Source organism: Enterococcus sp. VV15 (assembly GCF_005236045.1).
Classification (GTDB): Bacteria; Bacillota; Bacilli; order Lactobacillales; family Enterococcaceae; genus Enterococcus_B; species Enterococcus_B durans.
This window is the reverse complement of record NZ_QPTY01000124.1, coordinates 1-356: the sequence shown is the minus strand read 5'-3', so window position 1 is coordinate 356 and position 356 is coordinate 1. Positions and strand designations below refer to the sequence as shown.

3 tRNA genes are annotated in these 356 nt (G+C 52.5%); all 3 read left to right on the top strand.

Annotated features, from left to right (window positions below):
• The 3 genes from DVW83_RS14930 to DVW83_RS14920 all read left to right on the top strand — a co-directional run bounded on the left by DVW83_RS14930 (position 1) and on the right by DVW83_RS14920 (position 273).
• A tRNA-Ile gene (locus DVW83_RS14930) sits at positions 1 to 72 on the top strand.
• Between the two features lie 24 nt (positions 73 to 96).
• Positions 97 to 184 (top strand) — tRNA-Ser (locus DVW83_RS14925).
• A gap of 17 nt (positions 185 to 201) precedes the next feature.
• Positions 202 to 273, top strand: a tRNA-Glu gene (locus DVW83_RS14920).
• Positions 274 to 356: the final 83 nt, after the last annotated feature.

Genomic DNA, 356 nt, shown 5'->3' with positions numbered 1-356 from the left:
GCCTATAGCTCAGCTGGTTAGAGCGCACGCCTGATAAGCGTGAGGTCGATGGTTCGAGTCCATTTAGGCCCATTAGTACAAAATCTTATTGGTTTTGGGGAAGTACTCAAGTGGCTGAAGAGGCGCCCCTGCTAAGGGTGTAGGTCGGGAAACCGGCGCGAGGGTTCAAATCCCTCCTTCTCCGTTTCAATATTTTTACCTGGCCCGTTGGTCAAGCGGTTAAGACACCGCCCTTTCACGGCGGTAACACGGGTTCGAATCCCGTACGGGTCATGATACAGTTTCATATTGGAGGATTACCCAAGTCCGGCTGAAGGGAACGGTCTTGAAAACCGTCAGGCGGGTAAAACCGTGCA